This is a genomic window from Nitrospira sp., assembly GCA_024760525.1.
Lineage (GTDB): Bacteria > Nitrospirota > Nitrospiria > Nitrospirales > Nitrospiraceae > Nitrospira_D.
The window spans coordinates 2,795,036-2,820,290 of sequence record CP060499.1; the positions used below are offsets into that span (position 1 = coordinate 2,795,036).

The window sequence follows — 25,255 nt, forward strand, 5'->3', positions numbered from 1 at the left end:
CGCCACAGACCTTCCATGCAGATCAGGACATTCATGTTCAGACTTTTGATCAAGGAGGCTGAGCTCTCGACATGACTCGTGAAATACCATCGTCGCAGATCCAATCCATCATCAATTCCCTCATTCGGTGCCAAGCACTCCAGGAATTCGACCGGACGCTGGATCGAGAAGTTCGGAGCATTCTCGGCAGCGACAACGCCGTCTACTGCTTGTTTCTCTATACCGAGCGCGAACGCGCCCTCTGCCCGGTTTCCCTCCACATCCGAGACCGCAATTCGCCATTCTTTCGAATCGGTGAAATGTCCTATGCCGGATCTCTCCACGACTCTGTTGTCTCCTTAGGACACGCCGTTTTGGTCGATACACTGGATGGCAATTCATGGACGGAGGCCTCGGCCCTGCACGGCTCTCCCTATGTAAACGCCTCCGTGCTCGCCGCGCCCCTATCCTTGAGGGGCACGACCGTAACTACCCATGCCAAAACTCTTGGCGTTATGGCTCTCTTTGATTCCAAGCGGACCCCCCCGTGGACTGAGCATGAAAGACTCTTCTTTGAAAACCTTGGTCTTCACGCCGCCCCGGTGCTCCAGAGCGTGCTGGCGACCGAAGACTTTCATGCGCTGATGTCGATCACTACCTCCACACTGGTTGGATCGACGACCATCGACTCTCTCATGGCGGCCACGCGCGACATCGTTCGCAAGGTCATCCACCATGACATCACCGTCTTGGTGCAATTCGTACAGGAAACCCGCGGCCCTTGGTTCGCGCTCAGATTCGCGGACGGGATCACGATCGACCTTGAACAGATTAGAAAGATCCCCTTTGAGCAAATGTCTCCTGCTGAAATGGCTTCGACGCGAACACCTATCATGTTCCTCGGCCACGACCACATGCATGCAGGGCGATTCCCAGAACGGACATACTTCGAATCCATCGGTATCATGTCCGCCATGCTCTGCCCGATCCTCGTTCAAGGAGCCCCGTATGGCTTTTTAGTCTTCGGCAGTGAGCGAAGAAACGCATTTTCATTCCGTGATCAAAACCTCACTGAACAGGTGGGGTACACGCTGTCCCAAGCCATTGCCAACCTCCATGCGTATGAACAGATCAGCAGCTTAAAAGAACAACTTGAACAAGAGAACATCGGCCTCAGGCATGAGATCGGTACATTGACGGGGACAGGAGACATCGTGGGAGCGAGTCCTGCCACTCGATTCATCCTTCGCACCATTGAGCAACTAGCTCCTACAGATTCCGTGGTTCTTCTTCAGGGAGAAACGGGCACTGGGAAAAGCCTCGTGGCCAAAGCGATCCACCAGCGGTCACCCAGAAATGGCAAACCGTTTATCATCATCAACTGTGCTGAACTCCCCCCAACTCTCATCGAATCCGAGCTCTTCGGGCATGAAAAGGGAGCCTTTACCACCGCCATGAAACGGAAGATCGGACGTTTCGAACTTGCGCAGGGAGGGACGGTATTTCTCGATGAAGTGGGTGAGATCCCTCTCCCACTGCAAGTGAAGTTGCTGCGTGTCCTGGATACGCAAGAGTTCGAACGAGTCGGGGGCACACAGACGCTCTCCCTCAACATCCGAATTATTGCAGCCACGAATGTCGATCTCGAGAAAGCGCTCACATCCGGCACGTTTCGGCGCGATTTATACTACCGTCTCAAAGTGTGCCCCATAACCCTCCCTCCGCTCCAAGATCGGAGGGAGGACATAACCCTGCTGGCGCAGCACTTCGTGCGCAAATATGCGACAAGATATCGTAAGCCGATCACGAAGATCAGACGCGCGGCATTGATGACACTCACCGCGATGGACTGGCCAGGCAATATTCGAGAACTGGAACACGTGATCGAACGCGCCGTGATTCTCGCTCAGGGATCAACTTTGACCTTGGAAGACTTCCGGCCGCCGTCGCTTGAACCCCAACCGGTTCCACCCACGAGAACTCTGGCAGACATGGAACGCAACCACATTCTCGACATTCTTCGCCGCACCAATTGGATTCTCGCAGGCCCACAAGGAGCTGCGGCTCAGTTGGGGCTGAAGCGCTCTACTCTCCAACATCGCATGAAGCGGTTGGGTATCACAAAGCAGATCTAGCGTCTATTCCCTTTAACTGCCCGCATATGGGCACGTCACTCGACACAAGCTCCCCTCCAAGCTGTATTAACGTTATGAATGACGCATCGGTCATTGTTGAGTCAGCTGAATTCCTCGCCGAATCGCTTGATTGATCACTGCCAACATACCAACAGTAAAACCACTCAATTGCCAATGGTTGGGCACTCTGACCGGCGGTTCATCTTCGCGTGAACACCCAAGCACCGTTCTGACCCCATCTGACCTACTAAAATCCTAGGATTTTCTGGGAAAACATTCCATGGCACTGTTCATGCTGTCAGCCTCCCGTCCAAGAGTACGTAATGGTCAAAACGGACAGCAGCGCGTTCGTCACGTGCGTCTTTGCAGGCGTCGTCGGGATCGGATTCTCGAGTGAACCTAGAAGGAGCGGTCAGAGGAAATCTTGTTCGCATCCGGGGCAATCCTGATGCAGTTGATAGGGGTCCTATTATTAAGGAGGCAGTATGCACAACTTCCTGTTCTCGGCATGTCTGGCTTTGCTTGCTATAGATCTTGTCGGCTGTGCCAGCGTGGTGTCACTGGTATCGAATGGAGGGTTGGCTCAAGAGTTTACCTTCACATCGGAGCCACCCGGCGTCAAGCTGTTCTTGAATGGCGGCCTGCCGCTTGGCGTGACGCCTGTGACGGATGTCAAGATTGAACGGTCCTCGAACGCATTTGTCGTTGCTAAGAAAGAGGGGTTTGAAGACCAATCGATCCGCCTCACGCATCATTTCAACTACTGGTTTTTCGGCAACTTCATCATCGGTGGTCTGTTCGGGTCCACGACGGATTTCGCAGATGGGGCGGTTGTGCAGCTCGATCCCACGTCCTACCACGTGACGATGACCCCGAAGCAGGTCTCGCTTGAGCAGATGCAACAGCATGCAAAGACGCGATGGGCGCGCAATCTACTCTTGGTTGGCTATCCTCACATTCAAGCGGATCTTGTCCGAGGCAATGGTGAGTATCTATCGAGCATCTTTGCCATGCTGAAGGTCCCTGCCGAGGAACGGGAGCAGGCATTGGAACGGCTCAGGAAGCTGTCAGTTGAGTCCAAGCACGCGCCGGATTTTGCCGAAAGGGTGCTTCATGCTTTTCATTGGCCTCATCTCTATCTATGAGTCGACGTACCAATCCGGCAACCACCGCAAGCATCAGCAGCCGTTGTTGACTACGCTTGATTGCGGCGATCGCTATTGTTTCCGGGCTCGTATCAGAGGTGCCATGCCCGATGCTACGGTGCATCCGCCCTCAGTCAGACTGGGGCTCATCATGCGGGGGTGGAGACAGAGAGGAACCTGACCCTTTGTTTGTTCTGTTCTCAGGAGGCAGTATGCGGGTCAACCGATTTCAATTGCCTGTGCTCTCGCTATTGGCCGTGATGACGGCCGCATGTGGCAGCGATGGAGGGAGTGGAAACAATGAGACGTCTCCAGTTGCGACGGCACTCACGGGAGTCTTTCTCGATAGCCCGGTTCAGGGGCTCGGTTACAGCACCACTCCGTCCGGATTGTCCGGTATCACGAATGCCAGTGGACAGTTCAGCTACAATTCCGGCGATACAGTATCATTCAATCTGTACGGTCTGATGATTGGGACAGCCGTGCCGGCAGCGCCGATAGTGACGGCATTGTCGGTCTTCAAAGCCACCAGCTTATCTGATCCTCGTGTTATCAATCTGTCGCAGCTCTTACTCACATTGGGAGGAATTCCTGCCGGATCCAATCCGATTACCGTACCCGCAACATCTCCGGCCAACTTCCCAACAACCTTGGACTTCTCCGATCCTGGGTTTGACGCCGCATTCCCAGGACTGTCACTTGTCACAGAGGCCGATGCGACTGCACACCTCCAAGAACATTTCTCGACACTCTCAGTTACGTTGGCTGGCACGGGCATTGGAAGTGCGCGCGTCATGTCGAATCCGGTTGGCATCAATTGCGGAACGATCTGCACCGCAGCCCATGTAACGGGAAGTTCCATCACCTTGTCCGCCCTAGGTCCTGGATTTACCAGTTGGAGCGGCGGTGGCTGTGCCGGCATAGGTACTTGCAAGGTCACTCTGAACTCACTTACGACCGTCACGGCGACGTTTGGAACCTCGTTACCGACCATGACAATCCCCCGCGCTGGTCACGCAGCGGTACGCTTAGCCAATGGTCAGATCCTCATTACCGGAGGTGCCAGCGCCACAATCTTCCCAAGTCCTGCAGTGAATACTGCAGAGTTGTATGATCCCACGACCAATACCTTTGCGGCCCTCGCCGGTAAGATGGTAGCGACACGCACGGATCATTCGGCCACGCTGCTGCCTGACGGCAAGGTTCTCCTGGCTGGTGGACAAATCGATACAATGAATGGAAAAGGGAACACCAGCGCAGAGTTGTATGACCCGGCGAGCCAAACCTTCACGGCCATCCCCAATTCCATGGCAGTACCTCGTGGAGGACACACGGCAGTCTTGCTGCCTAACGGCCAGGTCTTGTTGGCGGCAGGATTTAATGGTGGCTTTACTGATCTGCCGATCGGCACAACACCGCGGAACTGTACGATCCGGCAACCCAAACCTTCACCGCTATTTCCGCCAGGTTGACGTCAAGTCGAACGGACAGGCCTGCAGCGACCTTACTGCCCAATGGCAAGGTCCTCATCGTTGGTGGGGGGGGCCGTAACGATCTCATTTTGAACACCGCAGAACTCTACGATCCCACAACCCAAACCTTTGAAGCACTTACTGCCACGATGACCTCGGTTCGTGTGGGACATACGGCAACCCTGCTCTCCACCGGCAAGGTGCTTTTGACCGGCGGGGCGGATGTCTTTAGTTCAGCCGAGCCACCGACCGGTCATATGTTGAATTCCATGGAACTCTACGATCCTACAAGCAAAGTGTTTACGGCAATCACCGCCACAATGGTGACATCTCGCGCCCTTCACCAAGCCACCGCGCTTGCGGATGGGACGGTTCTCTTAACCGGTGGGGCAAATTTCTCCGCCAGCCCATTCGACGTGCTCGATACGGTTGAGATTTACAGACCATAAGAGGTGAGTGCCATGATGGCCGTGAATGCGATGCTTGCTATTCTGCTGCGAACGCCCTGCGGACCTGAGCGAGTGGCCATGGCCGAGCCCGTTTCCGAAGGGACCTCCATCCTAACCTTAGGTTGGATTACGTGCACAAATACAAGTTTCTCTCGCCCCGTACAGCGTTCTGCACTATGATGCGAGCAGGAGGACCCGTGCATGGAGGGTGAGCGGGCCGGCGGGCCATCGGAAGCTTCATCGACCATCTTGGTCGTAGACGACGAATTGTCGATCGTCAAACTCTGCAAGGCTTTGCTTGAAGGAGCAGGGTTTCACGTGATCGAGGCGGAAGGCAGTTCCGAAGCCCTAAAGATTTGCGCTCAGCATGAGGGGCCGATTGATCTCTTGCTGACCGACCTTGTCTTACCCCCTCCCGACTTTCAGCTGTCCTCTGCGTCCAACCAATTTCCACACGTCAACGGCCATCAGCTGGCCATTCGCGCCGCGACGATCCGGAACGGCCTCCGCATCATCCTGATGTCAGGAAATCCTGATAAAGAGCTGGCCAGTCATGGGATTACACGAGGAGCATTACCGTTTCTCGCCAAACCGTTCGGAAAAGATGAGTTGGTGACCTTGGTGCGGGAGGTACTCGCACAACCGGCATCAGCGCTCAATCTCGCGGAGCAGGGCAAAGCGGCGAACGACGTCGACTGGTTCGGCTAAACCTGAAAAAGGTTGTGACCTTCTACGCCTGCTAAGAGATTAGGCATGCTCCGTCATGAACCATCCGGCGATCGACAATCGGCGATGCCGGCCGGCCATGGAATCCACACGACAGACGCGATGGAATCGAGGCACGGTGAACATCACAAGCGACCCGGGGCGGGGCTCGATACAATCTCTTGGGACAAGGTTGACGGACCCGTCAGTACGATCTACTCGTCGCTCGTAAATGATTAATTCTCCGCCCCAATCGGGCTTCCATTCCTCGTGGAAATACGTGACGACTGCAATGCGGCGCTGCAGCCTTCTGCGGCCTTCGACAAGACGCCCCTGATCCGTGTCATCATGAGTCAAGAGACAATCCCCCGCAGCATACGAATAGTAACTGAATCCCACGTGACGTCCGACGATGTTCGGGAAAGACTCGATACACTCTCGAATGCAGGGAAGCTGTAACCGCGAGAGAAACCGTTCACCCTCCAGCGAACCGATTTCAGCCTTTGCCCAGTTTCCGGAATTGGGAAAGTCATTCCGAACGTTCGGCAGATCGGAGAGACTTTTCCAGACTGCCTGGTTCATCGCTTCCCGAAAGAATCGTCGATCCTCCGCAGACCAAAAATTCTCCACGACCACGACCGGACATCTCTGGAAGGAGAATGAGGGTAAAGAGGCGATCTCTATCGTCGATTGAGCAACAGTCATATCTTGTCACGGTCACAGCAACCGGGCGTATTCACCATCGGCTCCGATCTATTATCCTCCTGCCCAGTTTACAAAGAAAGAAGGGGTTGCCACTTTCGATGGCAACCCCTTCAGCAGACTGCACACTGAACCGATCAATTACCAGCGATCGCGCTTTCCTCCGCCTCCGCTGCGGCCACCGCCTCCGCCGAATCCACCACGACCACCACCGCCACCGGTGCGCGGTTCCTGGGGGCGCGCTTCATTGACAGTTAGAGTCCGGCCACCCATCTCCGATCCATTGAGGGCCGTGATTGCAGCTTGAGCTTCAGCATCCGAAGACATCTCCACAAAGCCGAATCCACGGGATTGGCCGGTGAACTTGTCCGTAATGATCCGCGCCGAGGCCACTGCGCCATGGACCGCGAATAAATCACTCAATTGCTGCTCGGTCGCCGAATAGGGCAACCCACCGACATAAATCTTCGAACCCATCGGGGTTCCTCCTTTAGAATAATGACATTGTCTTGAGCACGAGGAACGGGGAAGGAGCGGGCCGAAGACGCGATCGAGGCAGCGACTTAGGTCTGACTTCCGACGAGATTCCCGGACAAGGCAACATCGGCATTGTGGGCCTCCTCTCATAGACGCTTGGTATCGCGAGGCCCGGGGCGATCCAAGTCAGGGGTACACTAGCACAGCGATCTGTGGATTACAACCTTACTCCCCAACTCGGACCAGAAGTCCTTGGTCTTTACAGTACGCAATGGTGCGATAAAACCAGGCGATGACACCCACCAGCAACACACCGTTGAGCCCGACGGCCCAGACAAGATTTGAAAATGGAGCACTGCCTGTGCTCAAGACCGCCCGCATGCCCTCAAAGATGTGCGCAGCCGGGTTCGCCCATGCAATCCCCTTGAGCCACGTCGGAAGCACTTCCATGGGATAGAAGACGCAGGAGATCGGCTGAAACAGAAATACCATGCTCCAAGCGAGCACTTCAGCTTCTTGCCCGAACCTCATGATGAGTGAGGTCGTGAACACGCCGATAATCCACCCGGTGACCACGAGGTTCAGCACAAATGGAACAAGCCATACCCCGATCATCAAGACGTTATAAGAATAGAAGGCGACCGCACATACGCCCATGACGATCGAAACGACCGTGACCTTCAGCACACTCATCGCCATCGTCGCAGCCAAGAACTCGCTTGGCTTCAGGGGACTGGCGAATAAATTCATGAGATTTCGCGCCCAGAGTTCCTCGAGGAAGGTGATGGTGATCCCCTGCTGAGCGCGGAACAGCATGTCCCAAAGAATCAGGGCTCCCAGGAAAAACGTGACGAATCCAGGAACCTGGCTTTGGTATCGACTGAGATAGAGCGTGATGAATCCCCAGATGACGAGATCCAAGAACGGCCAGTAAAAGACTTCCATAATCCGCGGCAAACTGCGCCGGTAAAGATACAAATGCCTGATCATCAATGCCGTGACGCGATGCAGCTTCATCGACTGGTCTCATGATCATGCTTATGGTCGCACCCGCCGCAACCTTGATGTGTTCCCAGGATGTCGCCCATGAGATATCGGATGCCTTCAATCAGGTGCGTACCGGCTAGTTTTCCATCAGGCATCCGTCTCAAGCCGAGGGCCAACAACACCATCGGTACTCCCGTCAGGCCAATCCCGAACCACAATTTCTCACGCCCGGTTCCGCTCTCCCACCACACGAGCCCGACCAGCAAGACCATCGGCACAAGGCCTCCCATCAGACTCTTCAATACAACCCCCCATCCACAGGTCCCTCGGCTCAATCCGATCATCCCGATAGCAAGCCAAAAGAATCCCCAGGTAGCGCTGACGACAAGCCCCCCCGCGAGGAACCCCACGCAAAGGTCGACGACTGACTGCGTCATGATGGCAACAGGCTGTTCGATTCCCGTGCAAGCTTCAAAAAGACCTCCTCCAAGTCGGCTTTGCCGAACCGTGAAACGATGGCCTGTGCCGTCCCTTCAGCCACAAGCCGTCCGCGTTGAAGAAAAATAATGCGATCCGACATTTCCTCCATCTCCCGCATATTGTGCGATGTATAGAGGATGCTCAAGCCGGATGAACGCCGCTCTTCTTTTATCAAGGACCTGATTTTGTAGGCGATGTCTGGATCCAAACTGGCAGTCGGTTCATCGAGAAAAAGAATGCGAGGCTCCGTGAGAAAAGCCTTGGCCAACGTCAGTCTCGTCATCTGGCCGGACGACAACTTGCGGGTCACTTTGTGCCGAAATTCACCCATCTCTAGTTTTTTGACGATATGGTCCACCCGACGAACGATATCGGACAATCCATAGAGCCGCGCCACCACATACAGATTTTCCTCGACGGTCAGTGATTGAGGCATCGCAATATACGTGGAGGAGAAGTTGACCTGCTGCAAAACCGCCTCCCGATGGACCGAAAGATCCAAGCCGAACGCTTCGATCACTCCCGCCGTAGGTGTGACCAACCCCAATAGCATCTGAATCGTGGTGGTCTTGCCGGCACCGTTCGGCCCCAATAATCCGAGAATTTCGCCAGGTCCGATCTCAAAGGAGACTCCGTCTACCGCCGTGAAATCCCCAAATCGCTTCGTCAGTTGGGACACTTTCAGCACGGGAGTCGTCATGAGGCTCATCACGCCGTTCGATTAATTGAACAACAAGGTGCCACGGATCCGATCCGGGATGTGGCAGGTCTCACACTTTCGGTCCAGCACCTTACCGCGATACTCCGCTTTCCCATCGTGACAGCGGAAACAATCACTGAGGCCCCTCGCACGAAGGTGAGTTCCCTCCGGATGGGCCGGATACCAAGGTTTGCTGTCACTGGACACATGGCCTCGAGGAATCACGATGGGATAGCCTTTGATCGGTTCATCATGCACCACACCGGCATGGCAGGTCGTACACCCTTCCTCCTGTCCACGAGCCTGGAACGCTTCCATGTGTTGGCGGTGGCCCATAACCAACCCCACCTCTTTCACCGGCTGGGGAAGATCGCGCGGCGCCATCTCGGACACGCGAAGGATATGGCGATGGCAGCTGAGACAGACTCCAGAGTCCACTTTTGCCTGAAGATTATGTGCATCGGTCGGCGTCCCGAAGAAATAAATGGCCGCGTCTTTGGCGCCTGCCCAGACCTTATCGTGCAACCATCCATCGAGACCGGGCCTCACATGGCACGCAACACAGCTCACGCTTTTATGGGAGGATTTGGCCCAGCTCTCATAGGAAGGCGCGATGGTGTGACATCCGGCGCAGAACTTCGGCTGATCCGTATACGGCGTCGCAATTCCAACCAGAGCCGCAGCTCCGGCAACGAGGCTCATGACCAGCGTGGCCTTAGACTTCCAGTTCATGCTCCCGGCGTCTAAGGGGGAATTGCTCGATCAAGAGGGCGGCGACACCGGCCACATCGTCGAGATGCAGCACCGGCACCGGCAGATCCATTGGTTTATCGGTGACCACTGCCAGCAGGCCGTCCGCAGAATAGGCGATCTCACCGAGTTGATCACGGACAATCATGACTTTCGGGTAGCCCTCGCTCTTCCACCCTTCCGCGATGATCAAATCGTACGAGCTATCCAAGAACCGGTCTCGGATTTCCTCCACCTTCATCTGCTCAGAGACGTCGGCAAACAGGGCAAGACTCCCTTTCGACACGACCACCACACTGCCGGCGCCGGCACGTTTATGGCGCCAGCTATCTTTCCCCTCCGTATCGAGATCAAACCCATGACCCGCGTGTTTGACCGTCGCGACACGGTACCCAGCCTTCACCAACTCGGGGATGACTCGTTCGATCAAGGTGGTTTTGCCGCTGTTCGAACGGCCGATAAACGAAACGATGGGGATAGACATAGGAATCAATCGTCGTGCCTCAATCGTCATTCGTCCGACAGCCGTGATGATCACCGGCTCTGTGGACTCACGACCGATGAGGGTTGACTGCCTTTCTAACAGCAAGAGACGCGGTGGGCGCCGACATGCACATGCGAGGTCGTGCTGGGCCATGCGTCACCGCTTAACAACTGAACCGTTACCTCATCACCTGGATTCAATCGCTCGACATCTACGGGCACATCGATGAGGCAGTTGGCTTTCACCATCGACGTGAGAATACCTGATCCTTGATCTCCGGTCGTGCGGACTTTGAAGAGTCCTTCTTCTCTGGTGAGGATTCCGCGTAAAAAGTGACGGCGATCACCGCGCTTGGAGAATGTCTCCTGAAAAACTGCCTGCACCACCGGACGGCCGTATCCCCGACATCCGCTCATCTTCAGCAGGGCAGGCCGAACCAGCTGCTCGAAGGTCACCATCGAGGACACCGGATTGCCCGGAAGACCGAAAGCGAGCTTGCCCTGAATTTTTCCGAAGGCCAATGGCTGACCAGGCTTGATCGCAAGCTTCCAAAAGTTCATCTCGGCGCCGAGTTCAGAAAACACCGTTTTTGTAAAGTCATAATCTCCCATGGACACGCCACCGGACAAGACGAGAATGTCCGCGTTCAAGCCCTGAGAGATTTTTTCCTTGAGCGCCGCCGGCGTATCGCGGGCAATGCCCAGCAACAAGGGAACCCCACCGGCTTCTTGCACTGCCGCAGCAATGCCGTAACTGTTTGAATTGATGATTTTCTCTTCACTGAACCGTTCGTCCAAGTCGGCTAACTCATCACCGGTTGAAAGGATCGCAACCCGAGGCCGCTGATGGACAAATACGAATGGCTTCGCGAGGATCGCCAACATCCCGGCTTCACCGGGACGAATTTTGGTCCCTCTTGCAATGATGCAATCCCCTTTCTTGACATCCTCACCCTGAGGCCTGATGTTGGCTCCTTGTGGTTCTGCCTTAAATACACGAACCGAATCAGGTGTGTGTTCGGTGTCTTCGACCTTCAGGACCGTGTCAGCCCCTCGGGGAAGCGGCGCCCCGGTCATGATCCGGATTGCCTGACCCGAACCGACCGTTTTCGACGGCATCATACCGGCCGACACATCCTCAATGACCGAGAGAGTCACCGGTTTCTGTATCGAGTGCTCCTGCTTGATATCCTCCCATCTGACGGCGAACCCGTCCATGGCTGAATTGTCCCATGGAGGATTGTCTCGCTCAGCAACGATGTCCTCACCGAGCACACGGCCCAACGCATCAAGAATCGAGATTTTTTCAAGCCCCAATACCGGCGCCGCTTCAAGCACGACCTGTTGTGCGTCGTGCAATTGAGTCAGTCCGGTCATCGCATCAGTAGCCTTCACTGGGTGACTCCCTTCAACAATCCCATACCGGATCGTCCCGGTTTAGGCGACGCCCCGCCTTTCTTACAGAACGCTTCAATCTGATTGGCGATTCGGTGGTATGCCTCTGCCGTCGGTGTGTCGGAGTTGAACATGGCAAAGGGCTCGCCCGCGTCCGACTGCGTCACCACATCCGGATCGAGCGGGATTCGCCCCAAGAACGGGACCCCCATGTCCAGTGCCGAGGCCTCCCCTCCACCCTTGCGGAACACATCGATCTGAGCGTGGCAGTGGGGACACTCCAATCCACTCATGTTTTCCACAATGCCGACGATCGGCACTTCGCTGTCTTTACAGAAGGTCACGGACTTCCGTGAATCAAGCAGTGCCACCTCTTGCGGAGTCGTGACGATGACAGCCCCGCTGACATTGCCGAGCAGATCGATCGTCGTGACTGATTCGTTCCCGGTTCCCGGCGGCAGATCGATCAAGAGAAAGTTCAGGTCTTGCCAGTCTACCCCACCCAGCAGTTGATTGATGAATTCGTACTTGTAGGCATCGCGCCAGATGATGGGATCATCCGAGTTCTGCAGCAAAAACGACATCGAGGCAATCTTCAAATTGTAGGCTTGGAAGGGAATAATTCCACCGGAAGTGCTGATCTTGAGCTTCTGACCTTCAGCCCCGACCATTTTGGGAATGTTGGGGCCATGAATATCCATGTCGCAGATACCGACATGCCATCCTTTGAGCGCAAGACTGACGGCGATGTTCGTGGTACAGGTGCTCTTCCCTACGCCGCCCTTATTGCTCATGATCAGTACTTTGTATTCGATACGCTCCATCCGCTTGGCGACCAGCCAGCGACTATGTCCCTCTTTATCCTTTTGGCACCTCTCGTTTTCGTCGCAGATAGCGCAGGCCCACATATACGTGCAGGCATCCCCATTTCCACTGTTGATCACATTGAGTTCACGTGCCATAGAATTCTTTCCGGCGACTATATGATGTCCTTCGCCCCTACGACTAGTGGTGACGACCTCCAGGAACGTTCACATAGTCATCACCCGAGGATTTCGGCATCGGCATGCCGGAGGCGGCTCCCCCGGCCCCGGCAACGGCCATCGCGACCGTTGGAACACCGGACTGACTCCCTTCGGCTGGTGCTTTCTTGCCAAACACCTTAGCGCCGAAGATGCCGACCCAGTACAGCAGGAACATGGGACCGGCCATAAGAGTTTGATTGAACGGGTCTGGCGTGGGAGTGAGGATGGCCGCGATGACGAACGATCCTAACAAGGCCCACTTCCAGTATTGGATTAGGAATGGCGCATCGACCCAGCCCAGCTTGGCCATAAGAGTGATCGCCAAGGGCACCTCAAAGATGAGTCCAAAAACCATCAAGAACCAGAGGGCAAATCCGACGTATTGCGCGATCGAGATCTGAGGCACAAATCCCGCATTGACGCCGTACGAAATTAAGAAATTCAAGGCAAATGGAAGCACGAAGAAAAATGAAAATCCTGCCCCGGCGTAGAACGCCAGCGTGCTGACACACACAAACGGACCGACGAATCGACGCTCCTGAGCGTGAAGTCCTGGAACCACGAATCGCCAAATCTCAAACAAGAGATACGGCATGGCGATTACGACGGCACACAATCCGGCCACCTTGACGTTCTGCCAGAGGGCCTCCGCCGGCGCGAGAAAGACAAAAGGCACGGTCGGCAAATCAGTGGGTTCCCAGGTCAACTTGCTCGGCACGAACATGTTCTGGAGCGGAACGCGCAACCATTTGACCAACGCATCGGCATACAGGAATGTTCCCATGAAGATGACCGCCATGGCGATCACCGCACGGGTGAGCCGGACCTGGAACTCCACGAGGTGCTCCATGACCGGCATCTTTTTGTCTTCCAGCGGCTTGAAGATCGAGTCTTGCAACCACCGGTTCAACTTGTTCAGCACAGGCCCTCGCAACGATGAGAACCCGTCCAACCGACGATCTGACGATCGCGGTTGTGGATTTCAACAGATCGACAGATCAACCCGTCCGACCTTTCTTCTACTTAGGATTAACGGCCACGAACAGGCTGTTCCCTTGTCGATTGACCAGCAACACCGCGAGCTCGTCTTTCTTGATTTTCTCCGCGGCCTTTTGATAATCGCTGATCGTCTTGACTGTCTCGTGATTGACCTCTTGAATGACGTCACCGCGCTGCAGCCCGGCCGCCTCTGCCTGTCCACCCGGTTCAACCGATGTGATAACCACTCCGACGGTTTTCGCGGAAATGTTCAGTTGGCTCATCAGCGCATTGTCTAACGTTTGCACACGAAGTGACGCCAGCACATTATCCGGGGGCTTGATCAGTTCTCCCGACTCCTTGGGCGGCCCCGGCTCCTTCTTGGCCAGCATTTCGTCCGATGGCCGTTCGGCGACCTTCACCGCGATCAGCTGTTCCTTGCCTTCTCGTACAACCTTGACCTGCGCATCCTTTCCGACCACCGTTCTCGCCACCAGGTTACGCAGTTGACTGACGCTCTGCACCTCTTTGCCGTTGAACGCCACCACCACATCGCCCCGCCTGATTCCAGCGGCATGGGAAGGGCCGTTTTCATTGACATCGCTGATCAACACACCCTTCCGCTGCTCCGGAAGTTTGAACGACTTGGCCAGCGCCGGTGTAATCTCCTGAATCGCGACGCCCATCCATCCGCGTACGACCTTGCCCGTCCGCTGGAGACTGTCCACGATATCAAGCGCAATGCTGCTGGGAATGGCGAATCCGATTCCTTCCGATCCGCCGGTTCGAGAAAAGATCGCCGTGTTGATGCCGATCAGATCCCCGTTCATGTTGACGAGCGCTCCGCCCGAATTTCCAGGATTGATCGCCGCGTCGGTCTGGATGAAATCTTCATAGTCGGCGATTCCAACATTGCCACGCCCCAGCGCACTGATGATTCCAAGCGTGACAGTTGAGCTCAGGCCGAATGGGCTTCCAACGGCCAACACAAGGTCACCGACCTGCAACTTTTCGTATTCCGCCCACTTGAGTGACGGCAAATCCTTGGCTTCAATCTTGACCACCGCTAAATCCGTTTTTGGATCGGTGCCGACCACCTTCGCGGCAAACTCGCGCCGGTCGCTCAGCGTCACGGTAATCTGCGTGGCTCCTTCAACGACGTGATTATTGGTCACGATGAACCCGTTTGAATCCAAGATGACCCCGGACCCTGCGCTCTGATCTGGGCGACCATGTGGTGCTGGCGGACCGTGAGGGCTCGGGGGAGGTGTCGGTAATTCTCCTCCGCCCGGCTCATCCCCTGGAGGAGGCGCCCCGAAAGGACTGGGTGGCGGAGTTCCGCCACGGCGCCGGCTGCCTTCTCCACCGCCGGTCACTGCGATATTCACAACGGCTGGAGTCGTCTTTTTCACAATCTCCGAAAAACCTTGGGCCCAGGCCGGAGGTACCCCGGCGGCTGAAGTCGGTGACACGTTTCCGCTGCCGACAAAACCGCACACAATCAGTCCGCTACCGATGAGCACTTTCGTCGCTTGTTGACGCCAATTGGTCATAACCGAATTCCTCCAGGATGAGACTCTCCCCGAGAGTCCTATTGGAAATGAGCATCTGCACCGACTCGAACGCTACATATTACACCACTCTTTCAACAGGCTTCAAAGAGGAAAAGTCCGCTCCACAAGAGCATGAAGTGGATCAAGGACACATCCGATCCAATTCCTCTACACGGGAATGGCTTCGCCCCGTACTGCGCCGGCTGTCCGGTTGCTTTCGTGTGGTGTTTCCAGTACGGTGGCGGGCGGCCGGAACGCGATCATCACCATAGGCCAGGCAGTGATCCCCGAAAAACAGCTCAATCATACAGGCTTTGTGGCTGGCGCATGGCTGGGTTGCACGCTGCTGTTTCTGGGCGCCTGTGCCGGTCACCTGGAGTTTCCCTCAATGGGAGACCCTCTTCCCTCCAGCGCCAAACTGGAAACCTCTCCATCGCTCAAGGAACTGACGCTTCGCTACAGTGATTCCTGCGGTCAGCTCCAGGAACTTTCGCTAGGGGATCGGCTTCAGGAAGCATTACAGGAAGGGATTCGCAGAACGTTCAAAACCGTCATGTCCGACGGCGGTGACGGCACCACTACGCCTGACCATGTCATCCAAGTCGATCTTGTCGATTCGTCGTTCAACCTCAATAAAGAAGCATTGTACGACCGGGCTCCTGCGAGCTTACAACTCAATGCCGTCGCACGCATCTACGACCGCAAGGGAACCTTGCTTCGGCAAACGGACATCAAGATCGCCCGGCAGGAACGGTTACGGCTCGAGCAACTCGCGAAGAATTGCAACTATATGATCGAGCCCTTCATCCACGACGCCGTCATCGATTTTGCAGTACGGGTCGTCCTGAACGCCAGATCCGCGGTTGGCGGCCAAGAAATCACCCTTGATTCAGCCGAACCAAATCCGTCAACCGTGCCTCCGTCCTCAGCCTCAGCCTCGTCTCTCGCAGAACAACCTCGTTCTCCGGCCTTGCCACCGTCGGCACTTCGATTCAAGGCGATGCTCCTCGACGAAAACAGCAATCTGATTCTTGAAGGTGGCGAGCATGTGCGGGTGCGTCTGGATGTCATCAATACCGGAATACATCCGATTGAAGACGCTTCCGCCTCGCTGACGGGCACTCCGGCGGTCATCGAACAGTTTCCTACCACCCGCTTGAAGATTCCACCTCTGTCACCCGGCCAAACGAAATCTCTGGAATTTGTCGCGACCTTGCCCCTTCTGACACAGCCACTGCGTGCCGAGATTCACGTCCGCGTGGCGGAGAGCGATGGATCGGCAGCTCCTTCGCAGACGCTCTTGTTTACGGTCGCGCCGACAAAACCAAGATCCGACGATATCGATGAGCTCCCGGCACAAGCCTCAACCCTTCAGCAACGGCACATCTATCTCGTTTCCATCGGACTCAGCTCCTATCTCGACCGTCGCATACTATCTCGCAAGTATGCGTCACGAGATGCAGAAACGGTCGCCAGGTATTTTCAGACTTTCGGTGGGGTCCCATCGTCAAACATCCACCTCCTCGTTGATTGGAAGGCGTTTCATTCGCATATGGAGAAGGCGTTCTCCGGCTGGCTCCGATCGCAACCCACGAGCGGTGCCGTCGTGATTGTCTATTTCTCCGGACACGCCATGGTCTCCCAGGCCGGAGAAGTTATGCTGATCCCATACGACGGAGCCTCAACAGCCACAACACTCTACCCGCTCAAGGCGATCGAGTCAGTCCTCGCTAAGCTGAATGCCAAGCAGGCCATTCTCATTTTCGACGGGAACGTGTCTCAACTTCAGGGCGGTTCCGAGATGAACGTCACCCCTCGATGGGACTTGACCGGCGGCAATACGATTCGGTTGATCGCTGGCGAGGGACTGAGTCATAGGCTCGACGACGACAGCCATCAGCATGGACTCTTCACCTATTACCTGTTACGAGGACTTCGTGGAGAGGCGGACTCGAACCGAAATGGAGAGGTGACACTCGGAGAGATCACCGACTACGTACGACAAAAAGTTACTTGGGCGTCCAAATCGCAGTTTGAGTCGGTACAGCGTCCACAGGTCATTCCCGCGCTGAAGGCAGGCGCTACAGCCGCCTCGCTCGTGCTGACCGCACTTCCTTCCCTCACGGCTTCAGAAACACCCTAATCCGCGCGATTCCTGACGATTCACCGGCAAATGGATCCGCAGCACCGCTCGCTGCTCGTTCCCATGTTCACCAGATCTGTGTAGACAATAACCGTCGCGCTCGCTTCGCACCAAAAAAGGAGGGTGGGAAGTTACCTCCCCACCCTTCATTCTGTATCCGTCCCAGCTGGGGCGATGAATCGCCCCCCTGCTGAGGCTCCACTTCTATTGGTTTGCCACCTGCAGGTGAATGCTCCCCGTTTCAGTCATCGCAGGATTGATGGTCACTGTGTATGGTTCTGCTGAAGCCAGGGTCACCGGGTTGAGGGTAAAGCTCGATGCTGAACTCGTCATCCCAGCTTGCAGGATACCATTCGGGCTATAGAGATTGACGGTCACGCTGCCGAGGTTATTGTTCGTGACCTTGATCGTGGCCTGTTGATTCGCGGTACCGGTAAACGTGTAGCGCCCATTCTGGCCCGCGCGGCTGACCGTGATCGGCCTGGGAGCCGCATTCACCTTGAGCGAATCCGAAACCTCGCTCGAAAGAGTCAAGGTTATTTTACCGGTGTAACTGCCGACAGGGTCAACGAGAACCGTATACGTGCCGGTGGCCGGCAAAGGATTTTGATCTGCGAGGCCCCCGCCCGCCGTACCCACAGCCGTTGAGGCAAGAATGGTCCCATCGGATGTCAGAAGCGTGACCGCGGTGGATGTAATACTCACCCCCGTCAGCCCGAGATTCACCCATTGTCCGGCGTTGCCATTGAACGTGTACCGCGCCGTCTGGCCCGCCTTGTTCAGGCTGACCGGCACTGAGGCTCCATCGATGGCGATCGTACCCGTGACGGGAGAAGAAAGGGCGAGGGTCATACTGCCGGTGTAGTTACTAACCGGCTCAACCGCAATGGTATACGTCCCTGTCGCTGGGAGAGCCGTCAACGGATCAAGACTGCCGCCACTTGGACCAACGGTGGTCGCTTCCCACTTGGTGCCATCCGGTCTCAGGATGGACACAGCAGTCATAGGAATTGACACCCCGGTCAGACCGAGATTCACCCATTGCCCCTCCGTCCCGTTAAATGTATAGCGTGCCCGTTGACCCGGCACCGTCAGGTTCGGGGTCACGGCTCCTTGGTCCACTGCGATGGTACCGGTCAGCTCTGGAGCGTTATACAGCGCGAGCTTGAGCTTTCCGGTATAACTCAGGTCCGATTCAATCAGGACAGCATAGGTTCCGGAAGCCGGAAGAACCTGTCCCGGAATCATAGTGCCACCACCCGCAGAGACAAACGAGATCGGCTTGCCTAACAACTTTCCATCCGGACCAACGATAGAGACATATCCGCTTCGGATTGTCACCTCACTCAACTGCAAACTCACCGATTGGCCACTTTGTCCCGAGAATGTATAGCGGGCCTTCTGCCCGATACGGCCGATGTTGACCGGCACCGTCGCACCGTGAGGGGTGATGTCCCCACCCAATTCGCTTGAAACCGTGATCTTGAAACTCCCCGTATACGTACTGAGCGGGTCGATGAATATTGTATAGGTTCCGGTCACCGGCAATTCTTCAAGATCGACGCTTGCGCCGTTCATCTCGCTGGAAGAGATCGTGGCCGCCGAATCGGTTGAAAACTGGTACGCTGGCATGGAGGTATGCACTGTTGTCAGGGAGGAGACTGGCCGCTCGCCCATCGTCGCATAATAGTTCTTCACTGCGGAGACATGTCTGGGCATCACCCCGCCATCAGGCTTATAGACTGAAACGTAAAACTGTGTGAGTGTGACACCGCTGAAGCCGATATTGATCCGCTGGCCGGTTGTGCCGTCGAAGACCAGCAAGCCGTTCTTATTCGGAGTGGCAATTTTTACCGTGGTTGGTTCCCCATTGACTGCAATGCGGCCGTTGTATTCAATATCCGCGGCCGCGATGCCTGGAGGCGGGGCACTATCGCCGCCATAACTGATACCGATGGGTAGGAGAGCTGCCACGACAATCGCGAGCGCGGCTGTCGTAATTCCTGATCGACGGTTCACCCACTGTGAGAGGCTGCACATAGTCATCCTCCTATTGCAATATGAAAACCGACGGCTCGTTGTGGTTCTCACCTCGCTTGAGTACCAATCGCCACCCTGACCTGACGGGCGGACTTTACCCTTTTTTATGTCCGCGGCGCAATCCCCTAGAGCGCTTTTTACCCTGATAATCTATACGCTCCCTCCTTTGGGGGGTGCAAACCATTGAACCATGGGTCGAGTGTTCCAGAATGTGAAGCGGTATGGACCTGTGGTGATGTTGAAAGGCTGGAACCAGTCTTGAGGCGACGGTGAGAGGCCCCGTCGGAGAGAGACATAACGAATAAAAAAGGGTGGGGAGCCGCCTCCCCACCCTTTTTATGATTCTCTCGGACCTTCCGGACGACGACTCTTATTCGCCCTTGCAGAAGCTCCGCTCATAATTGATGATCGTCCAGGCTTCTTCCTCGGTGATTGCAGCCGGGATCAAAGAAACCATTCCTGTTCCGGGGCTGCCGTTCTTGATCACCCAGAAGAGCTCGCCATCTTTCCGTTTCTTGTGGAACTTGCAGTTGGTGAAGTCCCGTGGGCTGGGATTTAAAATCTTGCCGGCTTCGCCCTGACCATCTCCAGCCTTACCATGACAGTTGAAGCAGGTCCCCTTCCCCTCGTACAACGCCTTGCCTTTGGCGATGCTCTCTGGGCTGGAAGCGACCGGATTCTTCATGCCCTTGGCATCTGCCGCTTGATCGGGCGGAACGCGAGGCTTCAAAGGATCTTTCTCCTCAGCCCCAACGACCGAGACCGAGAGGAATACAACTGCTGCGGTAATTCCTAAAAACTTGGACAAATACCCCATCACACATCCTCCTTTGTGTTTAACCTACCGACATCAAATTCAGCTCCAAATATCTATTTGCATGCGCAACGTTCGGAAGTCAGGTAAAACCGCTGGACTATACCAACGCCCTTGAATTCCTGTCAAGAAAACAACTATCTCACATCTACTGTTATTCATAGTCTCTTGGTCTGAGGAAGATCAAACCTCATGCCAACATGAACTCAAAAAGAGGCAAGAAAAGGTTGGCATTTATGCGATGACCGCAATCCCATTCCAGGCTTTCATCCATTTCGTGACACCTTTGGGCCTCACCGACATCATCCATGCCTCATGGGCAGATGCGTGAAATCAACGGGGGATTCATTTACTGGCTAGAATAAGGAATACGCTCGAGAGAGGACTACCGCTTCAACACAATGTCGCGGGCAACTTTTCCGCTCGGCCCGAACGGCTTTTGAGGCTTCCCGTTTAACTCGGCCTTCACCCCTCCGGCGTTCCCAAGGGTGAGGATGAATTGGTCCTGCCCCTTCCAGTGAGCCCTTTCGCCCGGCCGAAGCAACGATTCCTGAGGACTCCCGTTGTCGATCTGCACAACGACCCAGCTCAACTCCGTCGCTTCAAGGTCCAAGACCAGCTGCCCATCGCCTTGACCCTCGATTGCATTCAACGAAATTCCACCCAATGGGCCATCGCTGCCGGGAGAAGCAGTCGATACCGACGAAACGACTTCTGGTTCCGGTCTGGAAGCCGCAACGACGGGTGGAGCCGCTTCGTGGCGCTGCGGGGCTTCGGTCACTGCCTTTGGCGCGACAGCAGGCATTTCGCTTGACTTCGGAATCTCCGCCGGACGCTCAGGCTCGCGGATGATCGATTCTACAGCATCTTTCGCCGGTGGGGTCGTTCGTTTGGCCACCGGAGCCGGCTCAGGCACGCCCCGCCGAAATACAGAAGATTGCTCACGGCTTAAGAGAAAGATCAGGGTCAATACGGCGATCCCGATTGCAATAGTCACCGCTTTGCGATTGGCCTGACGCTTCCGGTCCTCCTCGACCTGTCTTACCTTGAGCCGTTCACGCTCATCCTGTTTCTCGTAAAAGGAACCGGCCGATTGGATAAACCGGTGAATCGCATCTTCTTCATCCAATCCAAGCGATCTGGCGTAGGAACGCACAAAACCTCGAGCAAATACTTGGTCGGGCAACTTGGCGAAATTGCCGTCCTCCAGGGCTTTGACGAAATCCGTGCGAATCCTGGTTTTTGACGCGACTTCGTCTACGGTCAACCCTTTGGTCTCCCGGACTTGCCTAAAGAATTCGCCCACCGACTCCATAAGTCTCCTACTTCAATCGGGTCAAGAGTTCCGATGCGGCCGCCGCATACTCCCCGCCTTTATCCAGAGTCGCAACTTTTTTCAGTACCTCGCGGGCTCGGGTCGTATACCCCAGCTTATAGTATACTCGACCGAGCTCCAAATGAGTCATCGCCGGCGGCACGCTGGGAGGACTGGCCGATGTTGCATCCTCCAACGCTTCCATGGATCCCTGAAGATCACCTTGGTGGGCAAGCGCGCGGCCGAGATGAAATCGGGCTAAATCCGGCGTAGGGTAGAGTGGATTCGCCAGTGCCAGCCGGTAGGACTTGATGGCCTCCTCCCAGTGGTTTTGATTGGCCAAGACTTGCCCCAGATAGGTATGCGCCTCGGAATAGTTGTCATCGATCTTGATGGCTGCGCGAAATTGCTCTTCGGCGTTGGACAGCTTGCCTTGAAGCGCATAGACGTGTCCGAGCGCATACCGGGCTTCCTTGTTGTCCGGATTCAGTTGAACAGATTTTTGGAATGAGACAAAGGCCTTCTGGCGATCTCCTGGGAGACTGGCCACACCTTCCTGGTAATATCCTTGGGATTTCCGCAACGCTTCTTTGTCGGTCGCACAACCTCCCAAAATACTGATGAGTCCTAACCACACCAGTGTGGAGTATCCTCGCGGCCAATGAAACCGACGGTTCGTCCTGTTCATTGAACGTCCTCGAAGTGCGTTAACCGCTTGAACTCGGCAAACCGAGCCTGAATCTCTTTGTAATCCAGGATTCGCAATCGGTCAAGACTAAAGGCTTCTACTGTAAACGAGGCCATGACGCTGCCAAAGATGATTGCCTGTTTCATGGCTTCAGGCGAGTGATTCCCGGTCGCCGCCAGGTAGCCGAGAAATCCTCCGGCAAAGGTATCCCCGGCACCGGTCGGATCACGCACGTCCTCGAGTGGAAACGCCGGAGCACCGAAGATCTGCTTTTCGTTGAACATGAGCACACCATATTCTCCGCGTTTGACGATGAGATGCTTGGGCCCTCGCGAAAGCACAAGCTTCGCCACTTTCACCAGATTGGAATCCTGGCCCAGCGCCCGTGCTTCACCGTCGTTGATGATCAGTACATCGACCTTCTCCAGTACCTTCCAGAGCGCCTCGCGCTGGCCGTTGATCCAGAAATTCATCGTATCGCAGGCCACCAGCGCAGGACGTTTCACTTTGTTCAAGACGTCCAACTGAAGCTCCGGGTGGATGTTTCCCAGGAACAACACATCCGGCGCACGATAGGCGTCAGGAATCTGAGGACGAAACGTCTCGAACACATTGAGCTGGGTATCCAAGGTATGCGCCTCGTTCAGCTGATGGGTATACTCACCCTTCCAGCGAAAGGTCGCCCCCGGGCGCCGTTCCAGTCCGGTGAGATCGATTCCTCGGCTCTTGAGAAACGCGATATGCTGCTGAGGGAAATCCTCTCCAACCACGGCGATGAGCGCCACCGAGGTAAAGAAGCTGGCCGCCGTCGAGAAATACGTAGCCGACCCCCCAAGAATTTCAGTTCCCTCGCCGAACGGAGTCTTGACCGTATCAAGCGCAACCGATCCAACGACCAACAGTTTTCCCATGACTAACAGGCTCCTTTCTTAGGTGTCAGCGCTCGGTCGACAAGCACGGCAAGTTTCCTCCGAACCGCTACGGGGATTCGTTTCGGCGCCGTCAGAATGGCATTGTCCAATGCCCGATGACAGGGACACTCGATCGGATTGACGAACGACGGCATTGCCGAGCGGAGGATGTGTTTGGCCAAGGCCACGTTGCGATGAAGGGTGGTCAACACGGCGTCCACGGTCACGGCCTCTTCCGTCTCATGCCAGCAGTCATAGTCGGTGACCAGCGCCAACGTCGCATAACAGAGTTCCGCCTCGCGGGCCAGCTTCGCTTCCGGCATGTTGGTCATACCGATCACATCGACACCCCACTGCCGGTAGAGCCGTGATTCCGCTTTGGTCGAAAACTGCGGACCTTCCATGCAGAGATAGGTCCCGCCGCGATGCAGCTTGGCACCCGCTCGCTCTCCGGATGAATGGAGAGCCTGGGCCAACTCAGCACAAATCGGGTCACCGAAGGCGACATGCGCGACGATCCCACCGTCAAAATACGTCGACACGCGCCGTTTGGTGAGATCGATGAACTGGTCCGGGAGCACCACGTCGCCCGGCCGAATCGACTCTTTCATACTGCCGACTGCGCTGACTGAAATGATATGAGACACACCCAACGACTTGAGCGCAAAGATGTTTGCACGATAGTTGATTTCGCTCGGATTCAAGACATGCCCACGCCCATGCCGGGAGAGAAACGCCACCCGAATCCCCTCGAGTGTCCCGACCGTGATCGTGTCCGAGGGCGGCCCGAACGGCGTACGGACACGGATGGACCGAGGTGACTTGAGCCCCTCGATGTCATAGAGACCGCTGCCCCCAATGACACCGACGGTAGCGCGCTCAACCGTTTTGTTTCTCTTCATGCAGATCCTTTTCCCCACGTTGACTACTGCGACACCGCGGGCTGCTCCTGACGCCCAAGGGTTCCCAGAAATCGCTCAATATGCGCGGTTACTCGCTCGGCAGTTCGCTCATACGACTCGTCCTCTTCGATCGACAACCACACAACCCCCGATTCCTTTCGAAACCAGGTCATCTGTCGTTTCGCAAAGCGTCTGGTATCGCGCTTGAATCGACGCACCATTTCTGCGTAATCACACTCGTTTGCCAGAAAGGCTCCCACCTGGCGATACCCTAACCCTTTCATCGCCCCAAGCTCCCGCCCGTATCCATGGTCGAGCAATGATCGCGTCTCTTCTACCATTCCATGAGTCAGCTGCCAATCAATTCGTTCTTCAATCCTTCGATAGAGCGCCTCTGCGGTTCGCTGAAGGCCTATGAGAAAAGCGGAAAAGGGAGTCTCTTGAAACCGGTGTTCCTCCTGCATGGCGGACATTGGGCGTCCTGACAACCGGTACACTTCCAACGCCCGAATGACTTTGGATTCGTCGTTCGGATGCAACCGCGCCGCCGTCTGAGGATCGACACGCATCAACTCCGCATAGAGGCCGTCCCGCCCCCTCTCTCCCTTCAATTCCTTGAGGGTTGCCCTCACCAGCGGGTCTGCCTGCGGCGCTGGACACAATCCTCTTACCAACGTTCTGATGTATAACCCCGTTCCACCGACAATGAATGGCAGCCTGTTCGCCGCATATAACCGGTCGATCTCTTCCAGCGCGGCACGCCGATACCAACCTGCGTTGAACGTTTGACCGGGATCGACCAAATCGATGAGCCGGTGCGGCACACCCTGACGCTCTTCGGTGGTGGGCTTGTCCGTTCCAATGTCCATCCCGCGATACACTTGACGCGAATCCGCCGCCAGCACTTCAGTATCGAACTGTTTGGCCACCTGCGTCGCGATCCGGCTCTTTCCGACGGCTGTCGGCCCGAGAAGCACGACTAAGGGACGGCGGCGACGCACAAATTCAGAAAGCATGTTCACGTCAA

At 55.8% G+C, this 25,255-nt stretch carries 24 protein-coding genes; 6 read left to right on the forward strand and 18 right to left on the reverse strand.

Translation table 11 applies throughout. From position 1 onward, the window contains the following. Positions 1-71 precede the first annotated feature (71 nt). The 5 genes from H8K04_13105 (at position 72) to H8K04_13125 (ending at position 5,888) form a co-directional block, all read left to right on the forward strand. Positions 72-2,114, forward strand: a complete 2,043-nt coding sequence (locus H8K04_13105) for a sigma 54-interacting transcriptional regulator (protein UVT14775.1) — start codon at positions 72-74, stop codon at positions 2,112-2,114. Between the two features lie 485 nt (positions 2,115-2,599). Next, complete coding sequence (locus H8K04_13110) at positions 2,600-3,259, forward strand: hypothetical protein (GenBank protein ID UVT14776.1); 660 nt, start codon at positions 2,600-2,602, stop codon at positions 3,257-3,259. Positions 3,260-3,471: 212 nt separating this feature from the next. Beyond that, positions 3,472-4,731, forward strand: a complete 1,260-nt coding sequence (locus H8K04_13115; GenBank protein UVT14777.1) for a hypothetical protein — start codon at positions 3,472-3,474, stop codon at positions 4,729-4,731. Beyond that, positions 4,728-5,180 (forward strand): hypothetical protein, encoded by a 453-nt coding sequence (locus tag H8K04_13120; GenBank protein UVT14778.1) that lies wholly within the window; start codon positions 4,728-4,730, stop codon positions 5,178-5,180. The genes H8K04_13115 and H8K04_13120 overlap by 4 nt, the downstream gene beginning before the upstream one ends. A gap of 201 nt (positions 5,181-5,381) precedes the next feature. Then, a complete protein-coding gene (locus H8K04_13125) occupies positions 5,382-5,888 on the forward strand; it encodes a response regulator (protein ID UVT14779.1) in 507 nt (168 codons plus the stop codon). A 39-nt stretch (positions 5,889-5,927) separates the two neighbouring features. Here the strand turns inward: H8K04_13125 and H8K04_13130 are convergent, their stop codons facing one another. The 11 genes from H8K04_13130 to H8K04_13180 form a co-directional block, all read right to left on the reverse strand. After that, positions 5,928-6,590, reverse strand: a complete 663-nt coding sequence (locus H8K04_13130) for a 2OG-Fe(II) oxygenase (protein ID UVT14780.1) — start codon at positions 6,588-6,590, stop codon at positions 5,928-5,930. A gap of 138 nt (positions 6,591-6,728) precedes the next feature. After that, positions 6,729-7,064 (reverse strand): RNA-binding protein, encoded by a 336-nt coding sequence (locus H8K04_13135; protein ID UVT14781.1) that lies wholly within the window; start codon positions 7,062-7,064, stop codon positions 6,729-6,731. A gap of 225 nt (positions 7,065-7,289) precedes the next feature. Continuing rightward, entirely contained in the window at positions 7,290-8,081 is a 792-nt protein-coding gene (locus tag H8K04_13140) for an ABC transporter permease (GenBank protein ID UVT14782.1), read from the reverse strand. Further along, positions 8,078-8,488, reverse strand: a complete 411-nt coding sequence (locus H8K04_13145; protein ID UVT14783.1) for a hypothetical protein — start codon at positions 8,486-8,488, stop codon at positions 8,078-8,080. The genes H8K04_13140 and H8K04_13145 overlap by 4 nt, the downstream gene beginning before the upstream one ends. Continuing rightward, the gene (locus tag H8K04_13150) at positions 8,485-9,231 is read right to left on the reverse strand and encodes an ABC transporter ATP-binding protein (protein ID UVT14784.1); all 747 of its coding nucleotides are present in this window, start codon (positions 9,229-9,231) and stop codon (positions 8,485-8,487) included. The genes H8K04_13145 and H8K04_13150 overlap by 4 nt, the downstream gene beginning before the upstream one ends. Before the next feature lie 21 nt (positions 9,232-9,252). Continuing rightward, the gene (locus H8K04_13155; GenBank protein ID UVT14785.1) at positions 9,253-9,963 is read right to left on the reverse strand and encodes a NapC/NirT family cytochrome c; all 711 of its coding nucleotides are present in this window, start codon (positions 9,961-9,963) and stop codon (positions 9,253-9,255) included. Beyond that, positions 9,947-10,465 (reverse strand): molybdopterin-guanine dinucleotide biosynthesis protein B, encoded by a 519-nt coding sequence (gene mobB, locus H8K04_13160; protein ID UVT14786.1) that lies wholly within the window; start codon positions 10,463-10,465, stop codon positions 9,947-9,949. Before mobB ends, H8K04_13155 begins: the two co-directional genes overlap by 17 nt. A 95-nt stretch (positions 10,466-10,560) precedes the next feature. Then, a complete protein-coding gene (locus H8K04_13165) occupies positions 10,561-11,841 on the reverse strand; it encodes a molybdopterin molybdotransferase MoeA (protein UVT17974.1) in 1,281 nt (426 codons plus the stop codon). A gap of 14 nt (positions 11,842-11,855) precedes the next feature. Then, positions 11,856-12,821 (reverse strand): Mrp/NBP35 family ATP-binding protein, encoded by a 966-nt coding sequence (locus H8K04_13170; GenBank protein UVT14787.1) that lies wholly within the window; start codon positions 12,819-12,821, stop codon positions 11,856-11,858. Positions 12,822-12,864: 43 nt separating this feature from the next. Beyond that, positions 12,865-13,743 carry a twin-arginine translocase subunit TatC gene (gene tatC, locus H8K04_13175; GenBank protein UVT17975.1) on the reverse strand — a complete coding sequence of 293 codons (879 nt, stop codon included), beginning with the start codon at positions 13,741-13,743 and terminating at the stop codon, positions 12,865-12,867. A 160-nt stretch (positions 13,744-13,903) separates the two neighbouring features. After that, entirely contained in the window at positions 13,904-15,415 is a 1,512-nt protein-coding gene (locus H8K04_13180) for a Do family serine endopeptidase (GenBank protein ID UVT14788.1), read from the reverse strand. A gap of 178 nt (positions 15,416-15,593) precedes the next feature. Here H8K04_13180 and H8K04_13185 point away from each other — a divergent pair, with 178 nt between their 5' ends. Continuing rightward, positions 15,594-17,558 carry a caspase family protein gene (locus H8K04_13185; protein UVT14789.1) on the forward strand — a complete coding sequence of 655 codons (1,965 nt, stop codon included), beginning with the start codon at positions 15,594-15,596 and terminating at the stop codon, positions 17,556-17,558. Positions 17,559-17,762: 204 nt separating this feature from the next. Here the strand turns inward: H8K04_13185 and H8K04_13190 are convergent, their stop codons facing one another. The 7 genes from H8K04_13190 to miaA form a co-directional block, all read right to left on the reverse strand. Then, positions 17,763-19,598, reverse strand: coding sequence for a hypothetical protein (locus H8K04_13190; protein ID UVT14790.1), 1,836 nt, complete (start codon positions 19,596-19,598; stop codon positions 17,763-17,765). A gap of 370 nt (positions 19,599-19,968) precedes the next feature. Beyond that, complete coding sequence (locus tag H8K04_13195; protein UVT14791.1) at positions 19,969-20,415, reverse strand: c-type cytochrome; 447 nt, start codon at positions 20,413-20,415, stop codon at positions 19,969-19,971. A gap of 382 nt (positions 20,416-20,797) precedes the next feature. Further along, positions 20,798-21,727, reverse strand: a complete 930-nt coding sequence (locus H8K04_13200; GenBank protein UVT14792.1) for a helix-turn-helix domain-containing protein — start codon at positions 21,725-21,727, stop codon at positions 20,798-20,800. Between the two features lie 7 nt (positions 21,728-21,734). Next, positions 21,735-22,415, reverse strand: a complete 681-nt coding sequence (locus tag H8K04_13205; protein ID UVT14793.1) for a tetratricopeptide repeat protein — start codon at positions 22,413-22,415, stop codon at positions 21,735-21,737. After that, positions 22,412-23,326 (reverse strand): sugar kinase, encoded by a 915-nt coding sequence (locus H8K04_13210; protein UVT14794.1) that lies wholly within the window; start codon positions 23,324-23,326, stop codon positions 22,412-22,414. The genes H8K04_13205 and H8K04_13210 overlap by 4 nt, the downstream gene beginning before the upstream one ends. Before the next feature lie 2 nt (positions 23,327-23,328). Beyond that, positions 23,329-24,228, reverse strand: a complete 900-nt coding sequence (gene mtnP, locus H8K04_13215) for an S-methyl-5'-thioadenosine phosphorylase (protein ID UVT14795.1) — start codon at positions 24,226-24,228, stop codon at positions 23,329-23,331. Between the two features lie 23 nt (positions 24,229-24,251). Then, positions 24,252-25,250: a tRNA (adenosine(37)-N6)-dimethylallyltransferase MiaA gene (gene miaA / locus H8K04_13220; protein UVT14796.1), complete on the reverse strand. Its 999-nt coding sequence runs from the start codon at positions 25,248-25,250 to the stop codon at positions 24,252-24,254. Positions 25,251-25,255: the final 5 nt, after the last annotated feature.

Bases quoted from the DNA above. Each gene is read 5' to 3' on its own strand.
- H8K04_13105 (UVT14775.1), top strand. From the start codon at position 72: ATGACTCGTGAAATACCATCGTCGCAGATCCAATCCATCATCAATTCC.
- H8K04_13110 (UVT14776.1), top strand. From the start codon at position 2,600: ATGCACAACTTCCTGTTCTCGGCATGTCTGGCTTTGCTTGCTATAGAT.
- H8K04_13115 (UVT14777.1), top strand. From the start codon at position 3,472: ATGCGGGTCAACCGATTTCAATTGCCTGTGCTCTCGCTATTGGCCGTG.
- H8K04_13125 (UVT14779.1), top strand. From the start codon at position 5,382: ATGGAGGGTGAGCGGGCCGGCGGGCCATCGGAAGCTTCATCGACCATC.
- H8K04_13130 (UVT14780.1), bottom strand. From the start codon at position 6,590: ATGACTGTTGCTCAATCGACGATAGAGATCGCCTCTTTACCCTCATTC.
- H8K04_13135 (UVT14781.1), bottom strand. From the start codon at position 7,064: ATGGGTTCGAAGATTTATGTCGGTGGGTTGCCCTATTCGGCGACCGAG.
- H8K04_13140 (UVT14782.1), bottom strand. From the start codon at position 8,081: ATGAAGCTGCATCGCGTCACGGCATTGATGATCAGGCATTTGTATCTT.
- H8K04_13145 (UVT14783.1), bottom strand. From the start codon at position 8,488: ATGACGCAGTCAGTCGTCGACCTTTGCGTGGGGTTCCTCGCGGGGGGG.
- H8K04_13150 (UVT14784.1), bottom strand. From the start codon at position 9,231: ATGACGACTCCCGTGCTGAAAGTGTCCCAACTGACGAAGCGATTTGGG.
- H8K04_13155 (UVT14785.1), bottom strand. From the start codon at position 9,963: ATGAACTGGAAGTCTAAGGCCACGCTGGTCATGAGCCTCGTTGCCGGA.
- mobB (UVT14786.1), bottom strand. From the start codon at position 10,465: ATGTCTATCCCCATCGTTTCGTTTATCGGCCGTTCGAACAGCGGCAAA.
- H8K04_13165 (UVT17974.1), bottom strand. From the start codon at position 11,841: ATGACCGGACTGACTCAATTGCACGACGCACAACAGGTCGTGCTTGAA.
- H8K04_13170 (UVT14787.1), bottom strand. From the start codon at position 12,821: ATGGCACGTGAACTCAATGTGATCAACAGTGGAAATGGGGATGCCTGC.
- tatC (UVT17975.1), bottom strand. From the start codon at position 13,743: ATGCCGGTCATGGAGCACCTCGTGGAGTTCCAGGTCCGGCTCACCCGT.
- H8K04_13180 (UVT14788.1), bottom strand. From the start codon at position 15,415: ATGACCAATTGGCGTCAACAAGCGACGAAAGTGCTCATCGGTAGCGGA.
- H8K04_13185 (UVT14789.1), top strand. From the start codon at position 15,594: ATGGCTTCGCCCCGTACTGCGCCGGCTGTCCGGTTGCTTTCGTGTGGT.
- H8K04_13190 (UVT14790.1), bottom strand. From the start codon at position 19,598: ATGTGCAGCCTCTCACAGTGGGTGAACCGTCGATCAGGAATTACGACA.
- H8K04_13195 (UVT14791.1), bottom strand. From the start codon at position 20,415: ATGGGGTATTTGTCCAAGTTTTTAGGAATTACCGCAGCAGTTGTATTC.
- H8K04_13200 (UVT14792.1), bottom strand. From the start codon at position 21,727: ATGGAGTCGGTGGGCGAATTCTTTAGGCAAGTCCGGGAGACCAAAGGG.
- H8K04_13205 (UVT14793.1), bottom strand. From the start codon at position 22,415: ATGAACAGGACGAACCGTCGGTTTCATTGGCCGCGAGGATACTCCACA.
- H8K04_13210 (UVT14794.1), bottom strand. From the start codon at position 23,326: ATGGGAAAACTGTTGGTCGTTGGATCGGTTGCGCTTGATACGGTCAAG.
- mtnP (UVT14795.1), bottom strand. From the start codon at position 24,228: ATGAAGAGAAACAAAACGGTTGAGCGCGCTACCGTCGGTGTCATTGGG.